Source organism: Actinoplanes subtropicus, assembly GCF_000721705.1.
Classification (GTDB): domain Bacteria; phylum Actinomycetota; class Actinomycetes; order Mycobacteriales; family Micromonosporaceae; genus Actinoplanes; species Actinoplanes subtropicus.
Map to the genome: position 1 here is coordinate 1 of NZ_JOJL01000035.1, position 17539 is coordinate 17539.

Genomic DNA, 17539 nt, shown 5'->3' on the forward strand with positions numbered 1-17539 from the left:
CGCGTACCGCAGCAACTGCCCGTCGCCGGGGACGCGACGTTGCAGGGAGTGCCGTTGCAGGTACTGCATCAGCGTGGGCGAGACCGGCTGCCACCGGAAGGTGCCGCCCTTCTCCCGCAGCAGGATCAGGCATTGGTCCACGTCCAGATCCATCGGCCGCAGCGCGAGCGCGCCGCCGCGACGGCACGCGGTTTCGATGTGCAGCCGCACGAGCAGCGCGTCCAACTCCGGATCATTGCCCGTGGTCGCCGCGGTCGCGACCAGTTCGGCGATCCGTTCGTCGGCCAGGGCGCTGCGGGTGCTCGACAACCGGCTGGGCTTGGCGACCTTCATCGCCGGGTTCGCGGCCTCGGTGATGATGCCGTCAGCGACCGCCCGTTTGTACAGGCACCGCAACGCCGAGATCAGATGCTCCGTGGCGCTGCGCCCACCCCTGCTATTGCGGCGCTGCAACGCGTTCGCTTGAGCCTCGCGGGCCAGCGCTTCGATCTCGGTCGGCGCGATCTCGTCCAGCCGCCGCTGCCCCCACTTCGCAACGACCTTGTTCCAGTAGGTGCCATACATACGCTGCGAGCCCGGGGGCACCGCGGCCGCCACGATCGGCACGTACTCGGCGAACGTGGGCACCGGCCGGCGGGTGCCGCCGGCAGCCTGCAGCAGGTCGGTCGCGCTGATGCCCATCTGGGTGAGCATCAGCCGCGCGGCCTCGAGGACCTCGGGACGGACCTGAGGTGCGGTCATCGGCCCTCACCGCCCGTGGCCGTGTCGTGCAAGGTTGCGGTCAACGTCGCGAGGGTCGCCGGCGGATGGAGGATCAGCCGTTGCTGGGTGGGTAATGCGGCGAGCAGGATCCGGTCTCCGGCCTGCAGCCGACAGGCGCGCCGTACCTCCACCGGCAACAGGAGACTCCCGTACTTGCCGAGGTCGCGGTGTCCCAGCGGATCGACCATCGCCACGATCAGACCGTCGCGGACGCTGAACCGGATCCGGTCGCCGGGCGACCACCGCAAGCTCGCCACAGTCGTCCGGGCGGTGATACGGCCGCCACAGTCAAGGCTACTCATGCCGAACACCACGTCCCGGCGGGACGGTTCGGGCAGTTGCGGCAACGACAGCGGAGACCGGCTCGATTCCCCGCCACGGCGGGGCTTACGTTGCCCGCCCTCCCGGTCCTGCTTGGTCAGCCGAGGCAGCAGCGGAGGCAGCGGCACGCTCCTCATCGCACCCACCCCCGACAGATAACGGCGTGGATTCCTTGGCGCACAAGTGATACGGGCAGGTGGTCGCGTGTGGACTGACACGCAGGTGTCCAAATTGCAGTGAATGCTACCCGTGGGGGTTCAATTCCCCCTCCGGACACAGATTTGTCCTGAAATGTCGGGTTTGAGCTGAGGCTTAGACCCAATTTTCGTGTTCAAGTGTCTCTTGAAGCACTTCTGCAACGCACGAGTGCTCTGATTTGGTGCTCAAGCGGGTTGCGACGTGATCCGGCAACCGAATCGCAACCGGCGCTGAAGCGAAACGGTGAGTTGGCCGACGAGATCGGTATGACTCGTTTCGCAGCACCTCAGGTTTCACAGCATCCACACCACGACGGCACCGAGGCGACTCGGAGGGTTGCCTGGCGCGCGCCGCGACCATTGCCGGGTATCAGAGGCATGTCCGTACGCCGTGTGATCGGCGAGGACGGTATGCCCGATCGGCGACTGCCCTGGCCACCGGGCACGGTTGTCGAGATCAACCCGGCCGGGGGTAGCGATGCGTAGGCGGATACCAACGATCGAGGAGGCCATCCCGAGAGCGCTGGTCGGCCTGGCTCCCCGCAGTCGTGACCTTTACGCCTACTACCTACAACTGCTGGCCGACCGCCACGGCCACCGGAAGATCGACCAACTCACCGTCTCGGACATCACGGAACTCGGCGCCTGGGTCCAAGCGATGGCAGTCAGGCGCCGCACCTCGGTCAACGGAACCAGCGCCCGAGAACACGCCATCGCCGCCTGCCGGCGCCTGTTCGACACCGCTATCGCCGACGGCTATCTTCTGCACAACCCTGCCAAGGCCGTTCGCAAGCCCCCGCGGGGAGAACGCCGGCGGACAGCGCTCACCGATGATCAGGTAGCCGAGGTCTTCGCTGTCGTCCGCGACGAAGAAACCGGATTGCTCACGTTCCTGCTCGAGACCGCGTGCCGGCGAGAGGGCCTGCTCGGCCTCACGCCCGAGAAGCTTCACCCGGCCCGCCAAACGGTGCTCCTCGACGAAAAGGGCAGCCGCAGACGCGAACAACCCGTCTCCGAACTGATGATGGAATACCTTCAACAGCCCGCGTGCCCCATCTACTCATGGACCCGACGCAGGCTGGACAGCCTATGGCAGCGAGTACGCCGAGACCTGCCCTGGGCGAACGAGATCGGACTGAGCACGCACTGGTTCCGGCACACCACCATCACCAACGTCGAACGCGTCACCCGATCACCCGTACTCGCCGCGGCATTCGCCGGACACCGACTAAGCAAGTTCGGAGCCACAGCCACATACATCGCACCCTACGGCGTACCGGACGTCGCCTGGGCGTTCACCCAAGTCTTCGGAGGCACGCATCCACTCGTCACGCCCGCCAACACGTCCGTCGAGCCGGAGCCGTCGACTGAACAACGCACGTAGACAAGACCGAGCCGAGACCCGATCCGACACCTGGCAGGCATCGATCACAACTTGGCTCGAAGCCGGCGAGAAGATGATCAACCTAGCCGCCGATCTCCGCGAGTTCCTGCGCATGCCGACACCATCGCGGTAACGCCACCGCGACTTCGAGGAGACCGTTCGGCACATGCGCCGAGCTGTGGCCCGAAACTCGTGATCACAGGAATCGCCGATCAACCCGTGGGCTCCAAGGTCACGAACATCTGGCGAAACAATCGCGGGGGGCCTGGCCGGTTATATCGGGGAGCCACAGCATCTACCGGCGACCCACGGAGATCAAGAGGCCCAAGCGAGGCATCATGTCGATCCGGCCCGCCGCGAGCCTTTCCGTCTGGCTTGCGACCTCGGCCGGTCCCTGGGGCGATGGCGGACCGGATGTTTGGCGGCGGCGGCCTATACCGAGCGACGTATGCCTGGCGGGCGATGCCCCGGCGAAGGCGATCCCGCCATCATGAACGCCGCCTGCACCGTCGACTCGGGAGGACCCCTGTGGCATCGAAGCGGACGACTCGTCGCATGCTGCTCACCGCCTGCGCCGGGATGGTCGCGGCCGGCTTGATCCCCGGCGTCGCCACGGCCGCCGAGGCCGGCGCCGTCGCGGCGGCGGCCGGGCGAATCCGGCTCACCCTTCCGGCTCCGACCGGCCCGTACGCGGTCGGCACGATGCCGCTGCACCTGAGGACGCCGGCCGGCCGGGAGCTGATGATCAGCCTCTGGTACCCGGCGCGCGACACGGGCCGCAGTCCGGTCGCGCCGTGGCTGCCGACCGGCGTGGCGCAGCGGTACAAGGCCGCCGAGGGCCTGCCGGCCGAAGTGGAACTTCCCCTGACGCACGGCCATGTCGGCGCCGCGGTGGATCGGCGCGGTGGTCCGTTGCCCGTGGTGCTGTACTCGCCGGGCAACGACGCGTTCCGTTCGACCAACACCGTTGTCGTCGAGGAACTGGCCAGCCGCGGCTACCTCGTCGTCACGATCGACCACACCGGCGACGCGTACGTCCAGTTCCCCGACGGGCGCGTCCTCGTCCCGCTGCCCGACGGTCCGGACACGCAGTGGATCGCCGCGGCACGGGTGACCGATGTCCGGCACGTCCTGGACATCCTCGGCCACCTCAACCGCGGCGTCAGCCCCGACCTGGAGCAGCACCGGCTGCCGGCCGGCCTGACCGGCGCGATCGACCAGCGCCGGATCGGGATCGCCGGATACTCCGCCGGCGGCGTGACCGTCGCGTCGGCGATGTACGCCGACGACCGGATCGACGCGGGACTGAGCCTGGACGGCGGCGTCGGCGGACCGGTCGTCACCGCCGGCCTGGATCGGCCGTTTCTCTTGATGACCGCCACGAAAGCGGTTCGCGCCACGGTGCCGGAGCTTGCCGAGTTCTGGACGCACCTCCGCGGCTGGAAACGCAACATCCGGATGGCTGACGTGTCCCACGTGTCCTACAGCGACGATGAGGCGCTGGTGCCGCAACTGACGACGGGACAGGACACCACGGCGCTGATCGGGAGCGCCGACCCCGCCCGCGTCCTCGCCGTTCAGCGCGCCTACCCGCGCGCCTTTTTCGACCTGCACCTGCGCCATCGAGGTCACCTGCTGGACGGTCCCTCGAAGCTCTACCCCGACGTTCAGTTCATCCCGTGAGCCGACGGCCGCCGCGAGACCTGAGGACTTCGCGAAGTCAGGTGGCAAGGTGCGCCTCGGGATATCGATGGTCTACCTGTGGTGCGGGTCCGCCGCGCAGCACGTGGTCCGCGAACGTGGTGGCATACGCCGATACCACGGTCAGGCAGCGGTCGCCGTTGATCGGGCCCAGCTGCGCCAGACCGTGCAGTGGCGCCGGAATGTAGTAGGCGCCGTAGTCGCTGAAGTTGAGATGCCTGGCGCCGGCGATCTCGTAGCGGAAACTGGGGCCGGTGCTGCTGGCGTGCAGGTTCCGGCTGGCGGTGTCGATGTCGCGGTCCACGGCGTCCGAGGGGCGACACGAGCCGGCCACGCAGTCGCCGGGAGTGCCGAGCAGCATCATCGGCGCGGCCAGGCCCTGGTGCACGACCGCACCGTACGGGGTTCCGTCCATGTCGACCGCGCCCGCGCAGTGCGGGTCGTCGTGGCATGCCTGCAGCGAGGCCGCCCCGCCGAAGGAGTGTCCCAGGTAGACGACCCGTGATCCGTCGACGTGGCCCACGAGCGACCCACCCGCGGTGACCATCCGGGCGGCGACGAAGCGTGCGTCCGCGGCCCAGACCGTCACGAGCCGATCCTGTCGGGCGCGGTCGATGTCCGACGGCTTGCCGGCGAGCGTCGGCCCGACCGCGCGCCCGTTCAGGACTGTGACGTTGGCGCTGTACGTGGGCGTGACGCCGGCGACCGCGTAGCCGTGGCTGGCCAGGTCCTCGGCGAGCGTGGCGAACTGCGGGACGGACAGGCCCATCCCGGGCTCGAGCACGATCAGCGGGAAGCGGCCGGCGGCCACCGGAGCATCGGCGACCGAATGCGTGCGCACCACGTCCAGGCGGCTGGCCAGGATCCCGAACTGCAGCATCCTCGCCCAGTGGCCGGGCGCGTACGGCGCGGGCCGCCCACCGGTGGTGGCCGGTGCGGGGTACCAGATCCAGATCGACAGCTCGCGACGCCGGTTCGGTTCGGGGGCGAGCGGATCGATGCGGTCGGTGTCGGTCCAGTCGAAGGTGGTCCGACCCACCCGGTACGGCCCGGTCGGCGCCGGAAGGGCCAGTGGCTGGCTGTGCCGCACACCCAAGTAGCACACCGTGCCGACAATCGTCAGCAGCAGTGCCAGCGGCAGCGCCAGCAGTGTCTTGGTGAGCCAATGCCGGCGCCTGCGGATCGCTTGTCCCAGCAGAGCGATCAGGCCGGACGTCACCGCGATGACCATCACGAGGCCGGCCAGCCGGCCCCAGCCGGCCACCGGGACGTCGAGAAAGCTCCCGATCGCGGCGCGAAAGCCCACCGTGACCGGCACGCTCGCGGCGGCCACGTAGGCGGCGGCGCGCCACGCCGTCAGCGACCGGCCGGCCGGCTGCGGCACACCCTCGATGTGCTCATCCATGCACGTCCCCCGTCCCACTAGTACGTGCGACGGTACTACGTGACCCGATGTATCGCCAGGCGATATAGCACGGCGGAGGGGGAGCGAACGCCCGGGTACGCCCTCGGCGTACCCGGGCAATCGGGTTGGAATTTGGGGGTTCGGTCAGCTCGCGTCCTTCACGAACTGGTCGGTGTAGGTCTTGGTGAGGTCGATGGTCTTGCCCTTGACGTCCTTGTTGAACGTGCTGAGGACCTTCAGGTTGGTCGGCGGGCCGTTCGGGGGCATGATGCCGGTCGGGTTGTAGATGCCCTTCTCGTTGTTCAGGGCGTCGATGTAGGCCTGCTTGCCGGCGCCGGCGTAGTAGTCGGCCGGCATCTGGTCGGTGATCTCCGCGGCGCTGTGGTCTTGGATGTACTTGAGCGTCTTGACGAACGCGTTCACCAGCTTCTGGACGATGTCGGGATGGGCCTGGACGTAGCTGGTCTGCATGTAGAGGCTGGTGGCCGGGTACTCGCCGCCCAGTGCGGCCGAGGCGCCGTCCGCCGAGCGCATGTCGAGCAGGATGTACGCCTGTTTGGTCGCCAGCAGCTGCGACACGGTCGGTTCGGTGGTCATCGCGCAGTCGACGTTCTTGTGCGCCATGGCGCCGATCAGCGTGTTGCCGGCCTGAACCCCGAGGCGGTGGATCGAGCTCGGGGCGACGCCGTTCTTCTGGGCCAGGTACTGGGTGAGGAAGTCGGTGGACGAGCCGATGTCGGTGACGCCGAGGGTGCGGCCCTTCCAGTCGGCGGGTGACTTGATCTGGCTCTTGAGATCGCTGCGGCACAGCTCGACCTCGCCGGGCGTGACCAGCATCGACACCACGGACTCGGCGTTCTGCCCGAGGCCCTGCAGATCGATGGTGTGGTCGTAGAAGCCGCCGACGCCGTCGACCTTGCCGGCCATCATCTGGGTGGTGGCGTCGACGCCGGCGCCCTCGTCCTGCAGGTTCACGTTGACGCCCTCGGCCTGGAAGTAGCCGAGCCGCTGGGTGAGCATGAACGGAAGGTAGATCTGTTTGCTCAGGCCGCCGACCATGATGCTGACGGTCGGTGCGCCGGAGAGGGTCGCGGCCGGCGCGGCGCCCGCGTTCGAGGCCGCTTTGTTGGCGCAGCCGCTCAGCGCGACCGCCGCGGCGGCGCCGATCGCGAGCCATTTCCTTGTCCGCATGAATCTGCTCCTTGTTTAGAGGTCGGGTCCGGAGAGCTGAGGCGGGCGCCAGCGCAGCAGGCGTTTCTCGAGCCGGGTGATGAGCCATTCGGCGGCGAGCGCGACCGCGCCCATGATCACCATCGCGGCCCAGACGCCGTTGGCGTCGAAGGTGCCCTGCGCGGTCTTGATCAGGACGCCGAGGCCCTGGAGGCCGCCGATGAACTCGCCGACGATCGCGCCGATCAGCGCGAAACCGAAGGCGACGTGCAGGCTCGCGACGATCCAGGTGAACGCGGAGGGCAGCACCACCTGGCGGGTCACCTGCCAGCGGGAGGCGCCGAGGATCCGGGCGTTCGCGATGAGGTTGCGGTCGACCTCGCGGGCACCCTGGAAGGCGTTGAAGAAGACGCCGAAGAAGACCAGGACGATGACCAGCATGACCTTGGACTCCAGGCCGAGGCCGAAGGCGAGCACGAAGACCGAGCCGAGCACGATCCGCGGGATCGAGTTGAGCACCTTGATGAACGGCCCGAAGACGTCGGCGAGGAACCGGACCCGGCCCAGGGCCAGGCCGAAGACGATGCCGAGGACGGTGCCGATCAGGAAGCCGAGGATGGCTTCCTCGATGGTCACCTTGATCTGGTCGCCGAGCGAGCCGACCGCCGTGCCGACCGTGACCCACTCCTTGAGCCGGGCGACGATGCCGCTCGGCACGCCGTACAGGATGATCTTGCGGGAGTCGGCGCCGACGTAGAGCTGCCAGAAGCCCAGCACCGCCACGAGGACGGCGGCCTGTACGCCGTGGACGAGCAGCCGGCGGCGTACGGCATGAAGGTGGAAAGCGCCCGATCGGCGGACCTCCCCGCTGGTAGCCGGCACCGTGGTGGAGGTCATCAGGCGGCCCTCGCCCGGGTGCGGCTGTAGGCGATGTCGACCTCGGCGCGCAACGTCTCCCAGATGCGGTGGTAGAGATCGACGAACTCGGGCTCGAACCGGATCTCCTGCACGACGCGCGGCCGCGGCAGGCCGATCGGGAACTCGGCCTTCACCGTGCCGCCGGGCCCGGCGGTCATCACCACCACCTTGTCGGCCAGCGCGATGGCCTCCTCCAGGTCGTGCGTGACGAACACGACGGCCGGGTGGGTCTGGTCCCAGAGCCCGAGCAGTTCGTTCGACATGAGGGCGCGGGTCTGCACGTCGAGCGCGCTGAACGGCTCGTCCATGAGCAGGATCCGCGGCTCGTTGATCAGGTTCTGGGCCAGCGCGACGCGCTTGCGCATGCCGCCGGAAAGCTGGTGGGGGTAGCGGTCCTCGAAGCCGGCCAGGCCGACCCGGCGGATCCAGTCCCGCGCGTTGGAGTGCGCCGTCCGCTTGGCCACGCCCCGATACCGTGGTCCCGCGGCGACGTTGTCGAGCACGTTCTTCCACGGCAGGATCGCGTCCGTCTGGAACATGAACCCGGCGCCGCTGGTGATGCCGGAGACCTCCTGTCCGGCGACGCGGACGCTTCCCTCGGTGGGGCGCTCCATCCCGGCGACCAGGGTCAGCGTGGTGGACTTGCCGCAACCGGTCGGCCCGACCACCGCGCAGAACTCGCCGACGCGTACCGTCAGGTCCACGTCCCGCAGGGCGGTGTAGATCTCGCCTCCGGGACTGCGGAAGTCTTTTCGCACCCCCCGCAGCTCGATCGCGGGCGGCGCTTGGGCCGGTTGAGTCGTCATCGCATCGGGCTCCCTCCATGCAGTGCCGGGGAGCCTAAATTTCGGCGAGTAGCCGAAACAGATTTCGGAACGGTTTCGCGCGATGGCCGCGTTACTCGCTGTTAAGTGCGTTTTGCTCGCCTGGACTTACCCCTGCCCGCTGTCGCATGCTGCCGATACACCGCGACCCGGAAGCAGGTGAAGGTCATGTGGCCGCCTCGAACGCTCGCTTCCCAGGTGCTGTTCGGAGTGCTGAGCATCCTGCTCGTCACGACGGCGTTCGGCGGATTCCTGTACGTGACTCTGAGTAATCAGAGTCTGGACAAGCAGACCGAGCAGCAGGCGCTGGGCATCGCCGAGACGGTGGCCCAGATGCCGGACGTGCGGGCCGCGCTGCTGGCCGGCGACCCGCAGGGCCTCATCCAGCGCAGGGCGGAGGACGTGCGGGGATCCACGAACGCCGCGTACGTGGTGGTGGCCGACCGGACCGGCCGACGGTACTCGCACCCCAACCCCAGCCTGATCGGCCACATCCTCGAGGAGCCGGTGGTCGTGCTGGACGGCCGGGCGCACACCGGCACCGATCACGGCAGCCTGGGCCGTTCCGCAAACGGCAAGGCGCCGATCTTCGACGCCGGCACGGTCGTCGGGGAGGTGTCGGTGGGGATCCTGGAAACGCGGGTCGCGAGCCAGGTGCACCACCAGGTGGCGGCGATTCTGGCGTACTCGGCGCTCGCGCTGGCCGTGGGCGTCCTCGCGTCGTGGCTGCTGGTGTGGCAGATCAAGCGGGTCACGTTCGGGTTGGAACCGGCCGAGATCGGCTCGCTGCTGCAGGAGCGGGAGGCGATGCTGCACGGTATCCGGGAGGGTGTGATCGGCTTCGACGCCAAGGGCCGGGTCGATCTGATCAATTCGGAGGCCCAGCGGCTGCTGCAGCTGCCGCCGGGTCAGACCGGCCGGCACATCGACGACCTGTTCGCCCGGGGCCGGCTGCGTGACCTGCTCGCGGGCACGGTCACCGGCGACGACCAGATCGTGCTGACCGACGAGTACCTGCTCGTGGTGAACCGGATGCCGGTGGTGCTAGGCGGGCGCAATGTCGGCTCCGTGGTCACCTTGCGTGACCGTACGGAGATGGAGGCGCTGCTGCGCGAATTGCGCTCGGTCAACGGGCTGACCACCGCGCTGCGGGCCCAGGAGCACGAGTACGCGAACCGGCTGCACGTGATGGCGAGCCTGCTGGAGATGGGCGAACAGGAGGAGGCCGCCGACTACCTGGCCGAGATCTCCGCCGGTTCGCTGGCCCGCGCCGACGACATCCGCGCCCGGATCGCGCCGCCCGCGGTGGCCGCGCTGCTGCTGGCCAAGACCACGGTGGCGGCCGAGCAGAACGTGCGGCTGACCATCACCGACGACTCGCACCTCGACCAGCCGGGCGTGGACGTGCACGCGCTGCTCACCATCGTCGGTAACCTGGTCGACAACGCCATCGAGGCACTCGGCCGGCGGCCCGGGCCCCGGGAGATCACTCTCGAGCTCACCGACGAGGACGGCCTGCGGATCGTGGTCACCGACAACGGCCCGGGCATCCCGGCCGAGCAGGTCGAGGACATCTTCCGGGACGGATACTCGACCAAGGCGACCGGCAACGGCGGCCGCCGAGGGCTCGGCCTGGCCCTCGTGCACCGGCTCGTCCACCGGGCCGGCGGCACCATCACGGTCAGCCGCGACGCCGGCGCCCGATTCGAGGTGTGGCTGCCGGTGCCGGTCGCCGAGCCGGTCGTGGAGGTGGCTCGATGATCCGTACGCTGGTGGTCGACGACGACTACCGGGTGGCCCGGGTCCACGCGGCGAGCGTGGAGCGAGTGCCCGGCTTCACCTGCACCGGGCAGGCCCACTCCGCCGCCGAGGCCCGCGCCTTGATCGCGGCCGACCCGCCCGACCTGCTCCTGCTCGACATCTACCTGCCCGACGAGGACGGCCTCTCCCTGCTGCGCTCGCTGCACACCACCCCCGCGGCGCCCGACTGCATCATCATCAGCGCCGCCCGCGACCTGCAGATGGTGCGCTCCGCCATGCAGGTCGGGGCGGTGTATTACCTGGTCAAGCCGTTCGGCTTCCACCAGCTGCGGGACCAGTTGGAGGCGTACCGCAGGTGGCGCAACCGGGCCACCGTCGAAGGCGTGGCCGACCAGGCCACCGTCGACAGCCTGTACGGCCTGTTGCGAGGCTCGTCGTCCTCGACCGTGGCGCGGCGGTACCTGTCCCCGACCGCGCAGAAGGTCCTCGACGTGGTGCGTGCGGCGCCGCAGCCGGTGGGGGCCTCGCAGATCGCGGAACAGTTGGGGGCCAGCCGGCCCACGGTGCAGCGGTATCTCGCCAAGCTGGAGCGGCAGGGGATGATCGAGCTCCACCTGGAATACGGCGCCACCGGCCGCCCCAACCATCTCTACCGAGTCTTGGAGACCTCCTGAGCCTCGCTACGGGTTCGCGGCCTTGTCACGGCGGCGGCGGAGAACGCCTGGCTAGGAAAGCGACGCCACCCCCGAGCCCGCAGTGATGATCATTTGCGCCCGGAACGGACTGGACGCGGTGCAGTCCGGCTCGGTGTAAACCTCGTCGAGCGTGGCAGTCAGCCGGAACTGGCCCGCGACGCGCTGGTAGGCACCGCTGCCACCGGCTATCGCACCGTCCGCCACCGCCGCGGCGGTCGCTGAGCAGGCAACCACGTTCGCATGCCGCCCATCCTTCTGCCCCGCATGTTTTCGAGGTATCAGGTTTACCCCGGAGATCTTCCCTGGCTGCGCTGGCGCTCTCCTCAGGCCCGTTCCTGAGACAACGCTGAAGAGAGCCGAGAAGCAGATCCCTCAACGGGCAACGATGCGTGCCGACGATCTCGGGCGTCCCCGCCGCCCCCGCTGGAAGGTCACACCGTGATCGCCCGTTCGTCGTTGCTCGCCGCTGCCGCAGGCATCGTCCTGCTCACGTCCGGAGCCTGTGCCAGCACGACGCCGGTCAAGGCGTCGCCTCCACCCGCGCCGTTGCCCTCCTCCTGGTACAACTCCGGGGTCGCGGCGGCACCGTCGGTGGCGTCCGCTCAGGTAGCGCCCGGCGCCTATCACCCGGCACTCTCCTCGACCGGGGTCCTGCTGGCCGTCGCGCCCGGCAAGTTCTCGGCCTCTCCAGGCATCACACCTTCATCGGGCCCGGTCGCCTGTGCGCCGATGCTCGGCCCAGCCACCAACATCCCCGTCACCGCGACGCCCGGCACGGGAACGATCACGGCCCACTGGACCGACCTCAGCGACCCTGCCGTCCTCACTTACCGGCTCGCCGCGATCCCGAACAACGGCGCGCCGACGAAATGGCTGACCGTCGCGGCTACCCACAACTGCACCACGCTGTCGACAACGATCACCGGGCTGACGAAGAACACCAACTACCAGATTTGGCTCGACGCCGTGCACACCGTGACCGCGTACGGAATGAACGCCGTCACCCAAGAAACGATGATCGGCCGATCTGTCGCCGTCGCCGTCCTCTGATCCGCCCAGCCACAAGGAAACCCATGGCAACGCTCCCCCGCCGTCCTGCCGCTCTGCTCGCCGCCGGACTTGCCCTCCTCAGCACACTGGCCGGCTGCGCAACCGCCACAACGGTCACCGCCGCCACCACCGCCACCGCGACGACCTCCGCGGCCAACGCCAGGCCGCCGGCCACCGCGATCCCCTCCCCCGCCGCGCCGACCAGCAAGGCACCCACCCTCACCAACACCGGCACCACCTGGCCGAAAATCGTCGGCTCGCTGACCACCTACGGCCAATGGCTGCTCGCCAACCCCAACCCGGCACTGGCGGCCGCCATCACCGTCCCCGGCTGCGCCGCCGACAACGCCCTCACCGCCGAACTGCAGGCCCGTGTCAACAACGGCACCTACGTCCAGCCCGCCGCACCGATACTCGTCAGCATCTCCGGGCCGACCGGCTCCATCGGTGGCCAGGTCATCGTCGACATTCGGGCGGTACGCGGCGCCGAACCCGTCTACTACCACACACGGCCCCGCAGCACGACCCATGTCGTCTCGGACCGCCCTGCCCTCCCACCCACCGACCTGAGCCTCACCCTGATCCGAGGCTCCGACTCCCGCTGGCGACTCTGCACCGCCAGCAGCGACCAAAATCCGGACACCGAGGCCCTCACCAGCCTGCTCTGAAACACCCGTGCGGACGATCACTGAGCGGAAGACGTTGAGCCGGCCGCCAGGTTCACCACCCGGGGCCGGCCCGCATGAGGCGGTGGATTCAGGCTTGGCCGCGGAGTTGCAGGCTGGCGGCCAGGACGGTCAGGACCACGACGGCCAGGATGATCAGAGCGAGCCGCACGGCTCGTCGTCGTCGCGCCCTCGAGGTCGGCGGGTTGGCCGGCTTCGGTGTGGTCATCGGGTTCACACCTCCCCGACCGGGTCGGCGGCAGGGGCGGATTTGCGGCGCACCAGGTATCCGGTGAGCGCGGCGGCAGCCCACCCGACCAGGGCGATGAGCAGCGTCGTGACCGCGAGGTGGACGACGTTGTTGCCGAGCCGGTCGCTGACCGTGCCGCGGACGGTGAAGCCGCCGTCGGCGTCGGGTGGCCCGCCACCGCCGAGGACGGCGACCGCGACAGTGGCGTACAGCAGTTGCAGCAGCCCCGCGCTGAGGGCCGCCAGACGGGCGACACGGCGGCCCGCGGCCGGGTCGCGGCGCCACAGGGTGCCCGCGGCGCCGATGGCGGCCGGGACCGCGAGGACGAGGACCCCTCGATGCCAGCCGGTCGAGATGTAGGTGACCTGGTCGACCGCGGTGAACCCGGACAACACGAGTCCGACCAGGGTCGCGAACAGGCCGCCGACGAGGCCGGGCAGGGCGATCCCGGGCCGGCGCAGCAGCGCGCTGGCACCGAGCAGGCACCCGACACAGATGAGCAGGACGACCGCGAGGGCGATCCAGCCGCCGACACCGAACCAGCCACCGACGCCGAGCCGGTACTGGACGGTGAGGACGGCGTAGACCGCGACGCTGGCCGCGGTGATCCCGGTCAACGCCCACAGGCCTACGGCGGCGCGGCCCCAGGGCGGCATGACCAGCGCAGCGCCGGCGCAACCGATAGCGAACCGCACCCGTCGCCAGCGTCCGTCGAGATAGGCCAGTTCGCCGAGCATCGCCTGGCCCCACTCGGCCCGCTGCGGGGACAGCAAGCCGATCGCCCAGCGCAGCAGCCGCAACGGCGCGTCCTCGGTCGGACCGTCCAGGAACCGGCGCGGGTTGCGACGAAACAGCGCGACCGCCACGGCGATCGGCGCCACCAGGAAGACGAAGAAGACCGGCATCACGCCTCACTCAGACGACGACGGGGGTGGGTGACACTACGGTCGGAGCGTGCCGCCGTCAGGGCAGCCACGAAGTCGCGACCGTCGCCGGTCAGGCGGTACAGATGCCGGGGCGGCCGGCTACCCGCGCTCGGTTCCCAGGCCGTCTCGAGCAGGCCACGATCGGCCAGCCGGACCAGGATCGGATAGAGCGAACCCGATTTGAGGTTCACCTCGGCCCCGAGGTCGTAGCCGTATCGCCACCGGGCCGGGTCGGCGGCCAACGCCCGCAGGACGTTGACGGTCTGCGGTGACGGGGGCCGGTTGCGCTGCACGAGCGTTAACTCTACTCATGTAGCGATAGCCGTCAAGAAGCAGCCGTGAGCCGGTCCCGCTTGCGGCTCAGCCAACGGGCTGGATGTGATCACCCGGGTGCAGGCCTTTCCGGGTTTCCTGCACATGGGCGTACGCCATCAGCCCGAACAGCACGGTGAGGAGCACGAGTGACGATCCCAGTGTGCCCAGGGCCAGCCCGCCCTTGGCGGTCGGCTTGGTGAGGAAGTCACCGGCGGTGGCGCCCAGCGGCCGGGTAAGCACGAAGGCGAGCCAGAACAGCACGACGTTGGGGATAGGCGGCACGTACTTGAGGACGAACAGGACCGCGAGCAGGCCGGCGACCAGCGTCGCCCCGCCGGCGTAGCCGAGCCCGGAACTGTCGGACAGGAAGTCGCCCATCGAGGTGCCGAGCGTGTTGGAGACCAGAATGGCGGCCCAGAACAATGCCTCGCCCCGGAAGGTGTCGATGTCCCGGATCTGGAACGTGAGCCCGGTCGCCGTCCAGATCAGGAAGATGACGATCAGCAACGAGATGAGGATCGTCGCGCCGGTCGGATAGCCGAGGCCGAGGCCCTGCGGTCCCCAGCCCAGCGACTCCTCCCCCGCCGGTAGGTAGCTGGTGTCGCGGTTCATGAAGTCCGACATGGTGGTGCCGGCCATGCTGGTCGACAGGATCACCGTCCAGTAGAAGAACGGGTTGTACCGCCGGGCCCGCAACTGAATCACCAGCGTCACCACGAAGATCGCAAACAACGCGACGGTGGTCAGGAAGTACCCGAGCTTCAGCGTCTGGGCGAACAGGTCGCCGGCCGTCTCGCCGAGCGTGGTGGCCGCAATCTTCATGATCCAGAACGCGAGGGTGACTTCGGGAAGTTTCTTCATGACGTATCGACCCGCGCCCGCCACGTCCATTTCCGTGAATACTTCCGGCTGCCTGATCGCCATGATTCCCCCCGCGCCCGCTGTCTTCGCCATCCAGCATGAGCGCCGGAAAGCGGCGTCCGGGGAGGCTCGCCGAAACCGGCGGGAACATCACCTACAAGGTGTAGGATTTGCGGTTCACGTCGATGTTTCCGTCATCGGGATGACGCAGTAACTCGACATTGTCGAATAGGCAGGACAATTGGCACGAGTGCTTGTCGCGCAGTCCTTCTCTCGCCTTCTCAGGCCAGCCTCAGGTACGACCGGACAAGATCTGCGGCCATGGTTCACGCGTCACTGACCTATCCCGAGGCGATCGTCATCGGGCTGTTGCAGGGTGTCACCGAGCTCTTCCCCGTGTCGAGCCTCGGGCACAGCGTCCTGCTCCCCGCGGTGATCGGCGGCCAGTGGGCGCGTGACCTCAGCATGAGCGCCGACCAGTCGCCCTACCTGGCGTTCGTCGTCGCCGTGCACGTCGCGACCGCCGTCGCGCTGGTCTGGTTCTTCCGCGCCGACTGGGTCCGGATCGTCCGCGGGCTGGTCACCTCGATCCGCAGCCGCGCGATCACCAACGCCGACGAACGGCTGGCCTGGCTGCTGATCGTGGCGACAGTGCCGGTCGGGCTGGCCGGGGTGGCGCTCGACCACGTCGTGCGGAGCACGCTGGGCAAGCCGCTGCCCGCCTCGATCTTCCTGATCCTCAACGGGGTGCTGCTCGCCACGGTCGAGCGGCTGCGCAGCCGGCAGCGCGCAGTTCCGGACCTGGTCGGCGCCGACGGGGTGCACGGCGCAGCGACAACTGGCGGAGTCTCGGCCGGACACGGCGGCGACATCGAGTCGGACCAGCGGATCGCCGACCAGTCCTTCAAGCAGGCCCTGCTGATCGGGGCCGCGCAGATCCTGGCGCTGCTGCCGGGCATCAGCCGCTCCGGCTCGACGATCGGCGCCGGCCTGCTGAAGGGGCTTTCCCACGAGGACGCGGCCCGGTTCGCCTTCCTGCTGGCCACGCCGGTGATCGCCGCGGCCGGCGTGCTGAAGCTTCCCGAGCTGGCCGGGCCGGAGGGCAAGGGCATCCTCGGGCCGGTGCTGGCCGGCAGCCTGGTGGCCGGCGTCGCCGCGTACGTCTCGCTGCGGTTTCTCACCAAGTATTTCGAGACCCGGACGCTGAACCCGTTCGCGATCTACTGCGTGATCGCCGGCACCGCCGGCGTCGTCTGGAGCCTCGCCTCGTAAACCTGCGGTCCCTATGCGCCTGGGGCGCCGGCGTGGAGGGAGCCCCCGGGTGGGCCAGCGGGGCGGGGCGCCGTCCCCCCGTGCGGCAAGCCGCTTCGCTGGATCCCACATTCTGCCGATAGCGTCGATGGGGCCCCGCCCAGCCTCGGAAGATGCCGACGGTGTCAAGCTGCCTCCGTTCCCGCTATATCGCCCAACGTACTACGCCGGACGATATAGCGCGAGAGAGTGCACACTGATCCCTCAGACCGCCGGGAAGTGACTGGGCTAGCGCCAACGGCTCGGGAAGCGGCTTGCCTCGGCGGTCAAAGATGGCTCATCACGGTGGCTTACGGTCAGATACGTGACGGCCCCTACCATCGTCACTAGCGCGGCCGCGGTGGTGGCGGCCGGCCTCGCCACCAAGTCGGCCACCGTGGCGCCGAGCGGGAAGGTGAGCACGTACCCGATCCAGAACGCGAGCGCACCGTTGACCTTCAGGAATCGGTGCGTGGCCCACACCGCCGCGATCGCCACTGCGAGGACCGTCGCGGCACCGCCGTATCCCAGGCCGAATGACTCGCCGCCGGCATCGCTCGCCGCGGCCCCGAGGGCGAAGGTGAACAGGACAGCCAGCCAGTAGTAGGCCTCTCGGCGCGGCGTGTCGATCGTGTGGATCGACAGCGTCCGCTCGGTCGCGTACCAGGTCGCCAAGACGGCGGCCAGCAGCACGGCGAACGCGAGGGCAGCGGTCGTCGCAGGGACATCGAAGATGTCCGTCAGGTTGTCGTTGATCAGGATGCCGAAAACGCCGATCAACAGCACGATGAGCCAGTACAGCCACGGGACGTAGCGGCCGATCGCGAGCTGAGCGACCAGCAGAACGGCGAGCGGCGTGGCGACCAGCATCGTGGTGATGCCCAGACCGAGCAGGCCGGTGAGGTAGTCCACCGTCCCGTCGCCCACCGGGGTCACGAGAACCTTGATGAGCCAGAAGAGGACGGTCACCTCGGGCACCGTGCTCAGGTATCGCCGGAACGGCCGTTGCAGGTCGTCCTGCCATCCGCTGGTCATGCTCAGCAC

At 69.0% G+C, this 17539-nt stretch carries 18 protein-coding genes and 1 pseudogene; 8 read left to right on the forward strand and 11 right to left on the reverse strand.

What is annotated here, in order from left to right; translation table 11 throughout:
- Nucleotides 1–741 (reverse strand): tyrosine-type recombinase/integrase (locus IH26_RS0139530; protein ID WP_030441507.1); only part of this gene is annotated, 741 nt, incomplete at its 3' end.
- On the reverse strand, nt 738–1220 hold the full coding sequence (locus tag IH26_RS60375; protein WP_157437603.1) for an AbrB/MazE/SpoVT family DNA-binding domain-containing protein: 483 nt from the start codon (nt 1218–1220) through the stop codon (nt 738–740). The genes IH26_RS0139530 and IH26_RS60375, both read right to left, overlap by 4 nt.
- A gap of 538 nt (nt 1221–1758) precedes the next feature.
- Here IH26_RS60375 and IH26_RS0139540 point away from each other — a divergent pair.
- The 3 genes and pseudogenes from IH26_RS0139540 to IH26_RS0139545 all read left to right on the forward strand — a co-directional run bounded on the left by IH26_RS0139540 (nt 1759) and on the right by IH26_RS0139545 (nt 4347).
- Nucleotides 1759–2664 carry a tyrosine-type recombinase/integrase gene (locus IH26_RS0139540; RefSeq protein ID WP_030441422.1) on the forward strand — a complete coding sequence of 302 codons (906 nt, stop codon included), beginning with the start codon at nt 1759–1761 and terminating at the stop codon, nt 2662–2664.
- Between the two features lie 16 nt (nt 2665–2680).
- Nucleotides 2681–2797: pseudogene (locus IH26_RS63475) on the forward strand (DUF6228 family protein); the annotation flags it as partial.
- A 422-nt stretch (nt 2798–3219) separates the two neighbouring features.
- A complete protein-coding gene (locus IH26_RS0139545) occupies nt 3220–4347 on the forward strand; it encodes an alpha/beta hydrolase family protein (protein ID WP_051809316.1) in 1128 nt (375 codons plus the stop codon).
- 37 nt (nt 4348–4384) lie between these two features.
- Here the strand turns inward: IH26_RS0139545 and IH26_RS0139550 are convergent, their stop codons facing one another.
- From IH26_RS0139550 to IH26_RS0139565, 4 genes are all read right to left on the reverse strand, one after another.
- On the reverse strand, nt 4385–5770 hold the full coding sequence (locus IH26_RS0139550) for an alpha/beta hydrolase family protein (protein ID WP_211268840.1): 1386 nt from the start codon (nt 5768–5770) through the stop codon (nt 4385–4387).
- A gap of 144 nt (nt 5771–5914) precedes the next feature.
- Nucleotides 5915–6961, reverse strand: coding sequence for an ABC transporter substrate-binding protein (locus IH26_RS0139555; protein WP_030441425.1), 1047 nt, complete (start codon nt 6959–6961; stop codon nt 5915–5917).
- A gap of 15 nt (nt 6962–6976) precedes the next feature.
- Nucleotides 6977–7837: an ABC transporter permease gene (locus IH26_RS0139560; RefSeq protein ID WP_030441426.1), complete on the reverse strand. Its 861-nt coding sequence runs from the start codon at nt 7835–7837 to the stop codon at nt 6977–6979.
- On the reverse strand, nt 7837–8664 hold the full coding sequence (locus IH26_RS0139565) for an ABC transporter ATP-binding protein (protein WP_030441427.1): 828 nt from the start codon (nt 8662–8664) through the stop codon (nt 7837–7839). The genes IH26_RS0139560 and IH26_RS0139565 overlap by 1 nt, the downstream gene beginning before the upstream one ends.
- 186 nt (nt 8665–8850) lie before the next feature.
- Between IH26_RS0139565 and IH26_RS0139570 the strand changes: the two genes are divergently transcribed.
- From IH26_RS0139570 to IH26_RS0139590, 4 genes are all read left to right on the forward strand, one after another.
- A complete protein-coding gene (locus IH26_RS0139570) occupies nt 8851–10443 on the forward strand; it encodes an ATP-binding protein (protein WP_034216954.1) in 1593 nt (530 codons plus the stop codon).
- On the forward strand, nt 10440–11117 hold the full coding sequence (locus IH26_RS0139575; RefSeq protein WP_030441429.1) for a response regulator: 678 nt from the start codon (nt 10440–10442) through the stop codon (nt 11115–11117). Before IH26_RS0139570 ends, IH26_RS0139575 begins: the two co-directional genes overlap by 4 nt.
- A 459-nt stretch (nt 11118–11576) precedes the next feature.
- Nucleotides 11577–12188, forward strand: coding sequence for a fibronectin type III domain-containing protein (locus tag IH26_RS56540; protein ID WP_157437604.1), 612 nt, complete (start codon nt 11577–11579; stop codon nt 12186–12188).
- Nucleotides 12189–12211: 23 nt separating this feature from the next.
- Nucleotides 12212–12856 carry a hypothetical protein gene (locus tag IH26_RS0139590; RefSeq protein ID WP_030441432.1) on the forward strand — a complete coding sequence of 215 codons (645 nt, stop codon included), beginning with the start codon at nt 12212–12214 and terminating at the stop codon, nt 12854–12856.
- 88 nt (nt 12857–12944) lie between these two features.
- Here the strand turns inward: IH26_RS0139590 and IH26_RS60380 are convergent, their stop codons facing one another.
- From IH26_RS60380 to IH26_RS0139610, 4 genes are all read right to left on the reverse strand, one after another.
- Complete coding sequence (locus IH26_RS60380) at nt 12945–13082, reverse strand: hypothetical protein (protein WP_157437605.1); 138 nt, start codon at nt 13080–13082, stop codon at nt 12945–12947.
- A gap of 5 nt (nt 13083–13087) precedes the next feature.
- Nucleotides 13088–14008, reverse strand: a complete 921-nt coding sequence (locus IH26_RS0139600) for a hypothetical protein (RefSeq protein ID WP_030441433.1) — start codon at nt 14006–14008, stop codon at nt 13088–13090.
- Nucleotides 14008–14322 (reverse strand): PadR family transcriptional regulator, encoded by a 315-nt coding sequence (locus tag IH26_RS0139605; RefSeq protein ID WP_051809318.1) that lies wholly within the window; start codon nt 14320–14322, stop codon nt 14008–14010. Before IH26_RS0139605 ends, IH26_RS0139600 begins: the two co-directional genes overlap by 1 nt.
- 67 nt (nt 14323–14389) lie before the next feature.
- Nucleotides 14390–15205, reverse strand: coding sequence for a COG4705 family protein (locus IH26_RS0139610; protein WP_051809320.1), 816 nt, complete (start codon nt 15203–15205; stop codon nt 14390–14392).
- Between the two features lie 321 nt (nt 15206–15526).
- Between IH26_RS0139610 and IH26_RS0139615 the strand changes: the two genes are divergently transcribed.
- Nucleotides 15527–16477 (forward strand): undecaprenyl-diphosphate phosphatase, encoded by a 951-nt coding sequence (locus IH26_RS0139615; protein ID WP_030441436.1) that lies wholly within the window; start codon nt 15527–15529, stop codon nt 16475–16477.
- Nucleotides 16478–16744: 267 nt separating this feature from the next.
- Here IH26_RS0139615 and IH26_RS0139620 read toward each other — a convergent pair whose 3' ends face one another.
- On the reverse strand, nt 16745–17530 hold the full coding sequence (locus IH26_RS0139620; protein WP_063763809.1) for a COG4705 family protein: 786 nt from the start codon (nt 17528–17530) through the stop codon (nt 16745–16747).
- Between the last annotated feature and the right edge of the window lie 9 nt (nt 17531–17539).

What these genes read in the sequence shown, in the direction of transcription:
- IH26_RS0139575 (WP_030441429.1), top strand. Translation starts at nt 10,440, where the DNA reads ATGATCCGTACGCTGGTGGTCGACGACGACTACCGGGTGGCCCGGGTC.
- IH26_RS0139610 (WP_051809320.1), bottom strand. Translation starts at nt 15,205, where the DNA reads ATGAAGAAACTTCCCGAAGTCACCCTCGCGTTCTGGATCATGAAGATT.
- IH26_RS0139540 (WP_030441422.1), top strand. Translation starts at nt 1,759, where the DNA reads ATGCGTAGGCGGATACCAACGATCGAGGAGGCCATCCCGAGAGCGCTG.
- IH26_RS0139615 (WP_030441436.1), top strand. Translation starts at nt 15,527, where the DNA reads ATGGTTCACGCGTCACTGACCTATCCCGAGGCGATCGTCATCGGGCTG.
- IH26_RS0139565 (WP_030441427.1), bottom strand. Translation starts at nt 8,664, where the DNA reads ATGACGACTCAACCGGCCCAAGCGCCGCCCGCGATCGAGCTGCGGGGG.
- IH26_RS60375 (WP_157437603.1), bottom strand. Translation starts at nt 1,220, where the DNA reads ATGAGGAGCGTGCCGCTGCCTCCGCTGCTGCCTCGGCTGACCAAGCAG.
- IH26_RS0139560 (WP_030441426.1), bottom strand. Translation starts at nt 7,837, where the DNA reads ATGACCTCCACCACGGTGCCGGCTACCAGCGGGGAGGTCCGCCGATCG.
- IH26_RS0139570 (WP_034216954.1), top strand. Translation starts at nt 8,851, where the DNA reads ATGTGGCCGCCTCGAACGCTCGCTTCCCAGGTGCTGTTCGGAGTGCTG.
- IH26_RS0139590 (WP_030441432.1), top strand. Translation starts at nt 12,212, where the DNA reads ATGGCAACGCTCCCCCGCCGTCCTGCCGCTCTGCTCGCCGCCGGACTT.
- IH26_RS0139545 (WP_051809316.1), top strand. Translation starts at nt 3,220, where the DNA reads ATGCTGCTCACCGCCTGCGCCGGGATGGTCGCGGCCGGCTTGATCCCC.
- IH26_RS60380 (WP_157437605.1), bottom strand. Translation starts at nt 13,082, where the DNA reads ATGACCACACCGAAGCCGGCCAACCCGCCGACCTCGAGGGCGCGACGA.
- IH26_RS0139555 (WP_030441425.1), bottom strand. Translation starts at nt 6,961, where the DNA reads ATGCGGACAAGGAAATGGCTCGCGATCGGCGCCGCCGCGGCGGTCGCG.
- IH26_RS0139620 (WP_063763809.1), bottom strand. Translation starts at nt 17,530, where the DNA reads ATGACCAGCGGATGGCAGGACGACCTGCAACGGCCGTTCCGGCGATAC.
- IH26_RS0139550 (WP_211268840.1), bottom strand. Translation starts at nt 5,770, where the DNA reads ATGGATGAGCACATCGAGGGTGTGCCGCAGCCGGCCGGCCGGTCGCTG.
- IH26_RS0139600 (WP_030441433.1), bottom strand. Translation starts at nt 14,008, where the DNA reads ATGCCGGTCTTCTTCGTCTTCCTGGTGGCGCCGATCGCCGTGGCGGTC.